This is a genomic window from Desertihabitans brevis (genome assembly GCF_003327535.1).
Lineage (GTDB): Bacteria > Actinomycetota > Actinomycetes > Propionibacteriales > Propionibacteriaceae > Desertihabitans > Desertihabitans brevis.
Genome location: NZ_QOUI01000008.1, coordinates 194,365 through 200,654, shown reverse-complemented (window position 1 = coordinate 200,654; position 6,290 = coordinate 194,365). Strand labels below are relative to the sequence as shown.

Below are 6,290 nucleotides of genomic sequence, written 5' to 3'. Positions count from 1 at the left end.
CTGGCGCACCCCCACCGGACACCACTACCTCGTCACCAACACCGGCACCACCGCCCTCGGACGCGGCCCCGACGCCCACCGGCTCTGGGATGCGGCGCGATCAACCGCCGACGTCAGAGGGCCGTCGTGAGCTGGTGGGCGCCGGCACCGCCCATGCGTGGCCCGCAGCACCCGGGTCCGACGGACGCCAGGTGCGCGTCCGTCGTGGGGGGGTGCCGACGGGTCGTCCACGTCTCGCGGTCCCAGCCGGCGATCAGCGCAGGCGGAAGATGACCGCCCGCTGCACGACGAAGTTCACCGCGGTGGCGACACCCTGCGCGATGACGAAGGCGACCACCCGCACCCACAGCTCGGCCAGGCCGAGGCCGTCCAGCCAGGGGTAGAGCAGTGTGAACAGCCCGACCTGCAGGGCGAAGGTGGCGGCGTAGAGCAGCACCACGGCGACGAAGCGGCGCGTCGACGGCTCGGCGCGGAAGGTCCAGCGACGGTTGATGAGGTAGGCGGTGGTGGTGCCGGCGACGAAGGAGAGCGCCTTCGCCGGGCTGTGGCCCAGACCGAGCAGCATCAGCAGGTTGAGCAGCCCGAAGTCGACCACCGCCGACAGCCCGCCGGTGAGGACGAAGCGCACCAGCTGGGTGGAGAGCCGGCCGTGACCCGTCCGCTCCTCGACCGGCAGCTCGACCGGCTGCGGCAGCTGCTGCTCCGTCATCGCGCGTCTCCCCCGCTCGGCCAGTCCGGCGTCCGTCGGGCCACGAAGGCCTCGATCCCCTCGACCCGGTCCGCGGAGGCGGCTGCCTCGCGCCAGGCGGCGTCCTCGACCTGCAACGCCTCGTCGAGCGCCAGATCGTACCCGGTGCGCACGGCCCGGCGGGCCGCGCGCACGGCCAGCGGCGACCGTGCGGCGATCTGGCCGGCGAGCTCCAGCGCCGCCGCCCGCGGGTCCTCCGCCACCCGGTCGACCAGACCGATCCGCTCCGCCTCCTCCGCGCCGACCCGGCGCCCGGTCAGCACCAGGTCGAGTGCCCGGTTGAGCCCGACCCGTCGCGGCAGCAGCTGGGTGCCACCGCCGCCGGGCACCAGACCGACACCCACCTCCGGCAGCCCGAGGCTCGCCCGCGGGCCGGCCACCACCAGGTCGCAGCGCAGCGCCAGCTCGAGCCCACCGCCGAGAGCGTGACCGTCGACCACCGCCACGGTCGGCACCGGCAGGGCGGCGACCGCCTCGAAGGCGGCCTGCAGCACCGGGCGCTGGGCGAACAGCTGCCCGGTGTCCATCGTCCGGCGCTCCTTGAGGTCGGCGCCGACGCAGAACACCCCGTCCACGGCCGAGGTGAGCAGCAGCACCCGCAGGCCGGTCCGAGCCGCCCGGGCGCAGCCGTCGGCCAGCGCCTCGGCCTGGGCGGTGCTGATCGCGTTGAGCGCCTCCGGCCGGTCCATCACCAGCGCCCCGACGTGCTCGACGCCGGTGGCCTCCAGCCGGACGGACGCCGGGCTCATCGCCGGCGCTCCTCCTCCGGCGCGCCGAAGACCAGCTCCTCCAGCATCCGCTGCACCTCGACCACCTCCGGCACGTCGGGCAGCACCAGCGGCTCGACGTCGGCGTCGGTGTGCACCATCAGGGTGCCGGAGCCGAGCAGCCGGTCGCCGAGGCTGCGCTCCCAGCGGATGTCGGTGATCCGGCCCAGCGGCACGCTGTGCCCGTTGCGGGACAGCACCCCGGTGCGGGTCAGCAGCCGGCGGGTGGTCAGCGTGTACGTGGACGTGCGCCAGCGGGTGAAGGGCACCAGCGTCGTGGGCACCAGGGCGGCCAGCGCGAGCCCGCCGAGCACGTAGGCCCCGACCGGCATCATCGAGTCCGGCATCAGCCCGATGGCGAAGCCGGCGACCGCTGCGATCACCACCAGCGCCCCCACCGGACGCCACAGTGCGGCGGCGTGCGTGCGCATCGTCACGATCTCCCGCTCCCCCGGGTCGAGGAGCTTCCGCGGCACGCCCATGGCCGTCATGCTGGCACAGCGGACCCAATCCGCCTCGATCGTCCGGCGCGCCGGGGTCAGCGGTGGTGGGGAGGCATCGCGCCCTTGAGCGGGGCGCTCAGCTGCTCCAGCCGGTCGGCCAGGTCGGCCGGCAACGGGCCGCGGGCGAGGGCGTCCAGGTCGGCCCGCAGGTGGCTGACCCTGCTGCCACCGAGCAGCACGCTGTCCACGCCGTCGCGGCCGAGCAGCCAGCGTAGCGCGAGCTCGGCCATCGGCGTCCCGGACTCCTCGGCCAGGGCGATCCCGGGCAGGGCGACGGACGGCAGGATGGTGGTGGTCATGCGGTTCTCCTCCGGGGCGACATCACGGTCGCTTGCGGGCACCGAGCGGTATTGCGCGGTACACGCAACGACTTGCGCAGATCGCGCACTGTTGTGGCACACTGGCACCGTCCCACCGACGGAGGAGGAGAATGGCGCCGCAGCCCGGCTCGCTGAGCGTGCTGGCCGACGACCTCTCCGGTGCGGTCGAGTCCGCCGCCCTGCTCGGCCCCGGCACACCGGTCCACCTCGACCCGCCCGCGCGTGCCGACCACGCCCCGCAGCAGGTGCTCGACACCGACACCCGCCGGCTCGACCCCTCCGCTGCCGCCGACCGCCTGGAGCGGGCCTGGGCCTCCCTCGGCCCCGGGCGGGTCTTCGTCAAGATCGACTCGCTGCTGCGCGGACCGGTGCCCGCCCTGGTCTCGGTGGCGGCCCGGCACGGCACCGTGCTGCTGTGCCCCGCGCTGCCCACCGAGGGCCGGGCCGTGGTCGACGGCGTCCTGCTCTGCTCCGGACGCCCGCTGGCCGCCACCACCGCCTGGCAGCTGGAGCCGACCCCGCCACCGGCCACCGTCGCCGAGCTCTTCCCCGACCACCCGGTGCAGCACGTGCCGACCGCCGCGCTGCGCGACGGCGGCCTGGCCGAGACCGTCCGCAGCACCCGCGACCGGGTGCTGGTCTGCGACGCCTCCACCCCGGCCGACCTCGCCGCACTCGGCCGGGTGCTGGACGAGCACCCGCACCTGGTCGGCGTCGGCTCGGCCCAGCTGCTCGCCGGCTGGCGCCCGCCGCCGCGCGCCGCACCCGCACCCGACAGGCCCGCCGGCCCGACCCGGCCCGTCCTGGTGCTGGTGGGATCGGCCTCCGCCGAGGCCCGCGAGCAGACCCGGCAGCTCCTGCGCCGCCCGGACGTGGCCGAGGTGCCCGCCCCGCTGCGCGGCGCCCGGCTGGACGCCACCCGGCTGGCCGCCGAGCTGGCCCGGGCGCGCGGTCGCGCCGCCACCACGGTGCTCACCCTGCCCGCGCTCGCCGACCCGGCCCCCGGCACCTCGCTCGACCCGGACCGGCTGGCTGCCGACCTGGGGGCGGTGGTGGCCGAGGCGGTCCGCGACCGTCCCGACGACCTGGTCCTCATCGGCGGCACCACCGCCCGTGCCACGCTCGGCGCCCTCGGCGTCGACCTGCTGCGGGTCCGCGGCGGGATCCACCCCGGCGCGGTGGCCACCACCGACCGCAGCGGACGGGTGGTGGTGACCCGCCCGGGCAGCCACGGGCCGCCCACCTCGCTCCTCGACATCCTCGACTGGCTGGAAGGACACCCGCGATGAGCACTGACACCCCGCACCCCCCGCAGGGCGGAGCCGCCGCGGACGCCGCGCGGCCGCGTCCGGTGGTCGCGGTCACCATGGGCGACGGGGCCGGCGTCGGGCCCGAGGTGACGGCCGCCGCGGTCACCTCCCCCGACGTCCTGGCCCGCTGCGTCCCGCTCGTCGTCGGCGACGCCGGCCGGCTGCGCCAGGCGGCCCGGATCCTCGGCACGGACGCCGAGGTGGTCGCGGTCGAGGGCCCCGAGCAGGCGGTCGGCCAGCCCGGGCGGATCGACGTCGTCGACCTCGGGCTGCTGCCGGAGGACCTGCCGTGGGGTGAGCTCTCCGCGGTCGCGGGCGACGCCGCCTTCCAGTACGTCCGCACCGCCGCCGAGCTCGCCACCGCGGGCCGGGTGCAGGCCATCTGCACCGCCCCGCTCAACAAGGAGGCCCTGCACCTGGGCGGGCACCGCTACCCCGGCCACACCGAGATGCTCGCCGAGCTGACCGGCACCGAGGAGGTGTCGATGATGCTGTCCAGCCCGCGGCTGCGGGTGATCCACGTGACCACCCACATCGGCCTCATCGACGCGGTGCACCGGATCGAGCCGGGCCTGGTCGAGCGGACGGTCCGCCGCGGCCACGAGGCGCTGCGCCGCAGCGGCATCGACGCCCCGCGGATCGGGGTGTGCGCGATCAACCCGCACGCCGGGGAGGGCGGGCTGTTCGGCTACGGCGAGGAGGAGGAGAAGATCGTCCCCGCCCTGCAGCGGCTCACCGCCGACGGCATCGACGCGGTCGGGCCGCTGCCGGCCGACACCGCCTTCTACCTGGCCGGCCGCGGCGACTACGACCTCGTGGTGGCGATGTACCACGACCAGGGCCACGGGCCGATCAAGGTGCTGGGGATCGAGGCCGGGGTGAACATCACCGTCGGGCTGCCGGTGATCCGCACCTCGGTCGACCACGGCACCGCCTTCGACATCGCCGGCACCGGTAGGGTCCGCACCGAGAGCATGGTGGAGGCCATGCGGCAGGCGGTGGAGCTCTCCTCCGCTGGCTGATCGGAGGTGGCATGAAGGCGGCGCTGCGGCGCGAGCGGATCGTCGAGCTGGCCGCCTCGACCGGTTTGGCCAGCGTGGAGGACCTGTCGCGGGAGTTCGGCGTCACCGCCTCCACCATCCGCCGCGACCTGGCCCGGCTCACCGCCGACGGACGGCTCGCCCGCACCTACGGCGGTGCCATCGCGGTGCCGGCGCGCGAGACCGCCCCCGACGAGCGGGCCCAGCTGGCCCAGGTGGCGAAGCGGGTGATCGGGGTCCGGGCGGCCGCCGAGGTCGAGGACGGCGAGACGGTCCTGCTGGACGCCGGCACCACCACGGCCGCGCTGGCCGCCGCCCTGCACCGCCACCGCGGGCTGCGGGTCGTCACCACCGGCCTCACCCCGCTGCAGGCCCTGGGCGACACCCACGAGACGGTCTGCCTCGGCGGGCACCTGCGCGCGATCAGCCAGAGCTTCGTCGGCCCGCTCACCGAGGCGGCGCTGGAGTCGCTCACCTTCGACCGGGTCTTCCTGGGCGCCGACGGGGTCTCCCCCGAGCGCGGGATCTGCGAGGCCACCCTCGACCAGACCCGGCTCAAGGAGCTGATGTGGCGTCGCAGCCGCCACACCTACGTGCTGGCCGACGCGGCGAAGCTCGGCGCCGAGCCCTTCCACGCCTGGTTGCGGATGCCCCAGCAGTGGACCCTGGTCACCGACGCCGACGCCCCGGCCGAGGTGTGCCAGCGCTTCCGCGACCGCGGGGTCACGGTGGTCACCGCCGGACCCGGGACGGCCTGAGCCTCAGCGCAGGTGCACCACGTCGCCGACGGCGAAGGCCCGCGGCCGGCCGGCGACGTCGACCACCAGCCGCCCGGACGGGTCGGCGTCCAGCGCCCGGCCGGTGACGGTCTCCCCGCCCGGCAGGTGCACCACCACGTCGCGGCCGAGGGTGGCGCAGACCCTGCGGTACTCGGCCAGCAGCTCCTCGCTGTCCTGCCGCCAGCGCTCCAGCCGTCCGGCCAGCTCGGTCAGCACCGCGGCCGCCACCGCGAGGCCGTCGACGCCGCGGGCCCCCGCCAGCGCGAGGGAGGTCGCGGTCGGCACCGGCAGCTGCTCGGAGGTCTGGGTGAGGTTGAGCCCCCAGCCCAGCACCGCGACGGACCCGGCCGGCGTCTCCACCCGCTCGGCCAGGATCCCACACACCTTCCGCCCGTCGAGCAGGACGTCGTTGGGCCACTTCAGCGCCGGTCGCAGCCCGGTCGAGCGCTCCACCCCGGCCACCACGGCGAGCCCGACCACCAGCGACAGCCACGGCACCCGCGGTGCGGGGACGCCGTCGACGTCGACCAGCACCGAGGTCGCCGACGCGGCCCCTGGCGGCGCCGTCCAGACCCGGTCCAGCCGTCCGCGGCCCTGCTGCTGGTGCCAGCTGAGCAGCACCGAGCCGGGGTGCGCCCGGCCGGCGCGGGCGTCGGTGGCGAGGTCGTCGTTGGTCGATCCGGTCGCCGCCACCACCCGTACCCGACCCCACCGCGGGACCGCGGCGAGCAGGTCGCGCAGACGCTCTTCGTCGGGGTGCGGGGCGGGGATCGGCTCGCTCACCGGAGCATGGTCTCAGGTTGGGGACGGCACGCCGGGATCC

8 protein-coding genes are annotated in these 6,290 nt (G+C 76.1%); 3 read left to right on the top strand and 5 right to left on the bottom strand.

Annotated elements, in window-relative coordinates:
• Positions 1 to 253: 253 nt before the first annotated feature.
• Genes DT076_RS13975 through DT076_RS13960 form a run of 4 tightly spaced genes read right to left on the bottom strand, consistent with a single transcriptional unit; the run spans position 254 to position 2,317 of the window.
• On the bottom strand, positions 254 to 709 hold the full coding sequence (locus DT076_RS13975) for a GtrA family protein (protein WP_114127292.1): 456 nt from the start codon (positions 707 to 709) through the stop codon (positions 254 to 256).
• Complete coding sequence (locus tag DT076_RS13970) at positions 706 to 1,497, bottom strand: enoyl-CoA hydratase/isomerase family protein (protein ID WP_114127291.1); 792 nt, start codon at positions 1,495 to 1,497, stop codon at positions 706 to 708. Before DT076_RS13970 ends, DT076_RS13975 begins: the two co-directional genes overlap by 4 nt.
• Positions 1,494 to 1,997 (bottom strand): PH domain-containing protein, encoded by a 504-nt coding sequence (locus DT076_RS13965; RefSeq protein ID WP_157974063.1) that lies wholly within the window; start codon positions 1,995 to 1,997, stop codon positions 1,494 to 1,496. The genes DT076_RS13970 and DT076_RS13965 overlap by 4 nt, the downstream gene beginning before the upstream one ends.
• A 56-nt stretch (positions 1,998 to 2,053) precedes the next feature.
• Positions 2,054 to 2,317 (bottom strand): aldo/keto reductase, encoded by a 264-nt coding sequence (locus tag DT076_RS13960; protein ID WP_114127289.1) that lies wholly within the window; start codon positions 2,315 to 2,317, stop codon positions 2,054 to 2,056.
• Between the two features lie 131 nt (positions 2,318 to 2,448).
• Here DT076_RS13960 and DT076_RS13955 point away from each other — a divergent pair, with 131 nt between their 5' ends.
• From DT076_RS13955 to DT076_RS13945, 3 genes are read left to right on the top strand one after another with little or no spacing between them, the layout of a single operon-like run.
• Positions 2,449 to 3,627: a four-carbon acid sugar kinase family protein gene (locus DT076_RS13955; RefSeq protein WP_114127288.1), complete on the top strand. Its 1,179-nt coding sequence runs from the start codon at positions 2,449 to 2,451 to the stop codon at positions 3,625 to 3,627.
• Positions 3,624 to 4,670, top strand: a complete 1,047-nt coding sequence (gene pdxA / locus DT076_RS13950) for a 4-hydroxythreonine-4-phosphate dehydrogenase PdxA (RefSeq protein WP_114127287.1) — start codon at positions 3,624 to 3,626, stop codon at positions 4,668 to 4,670. The genes DT076_RS13955 and pdxA overlap by 4 nt, the downstream gene beginning before the upstream one ends.
• Before the next feature lie 11 nt (positions 4,671 to 4,681).
• The gene (locus tag DT076_RS13945; protein WP_114127286.1) at positions 4,682 to 5,446 is read left to right on the top strand and encodes a DeoR/GlpR family DNA-binding transcription regulator; all 765 of its coding nucleotides are present in this window, start codon (positions 4,682 to 4,684) and stop codon (positions 5,444 to 5,446) included.
• Positions 5,447 to 5,449: 3 nt separating this feature from the next.
• On the opposite strand, the gene DT076_RS13940 is transcribed toward DT076_RS13945, so the two are convergent.
• Positions 5,450 to 6,250: a biotin--[acetyl-CoA-carboxylase] ligase gene (locus DT076_RS13940; protein ID WP_199539187.1), complete on the bottom strand. Its 801-nt coding sequence runs from the start codon at positions 6,248 to 6,250 to the stop codon at positions 5,450 to 5,452.
• Positions 6,251 to 6,290 lie beyond the last annotated feature (40 nt).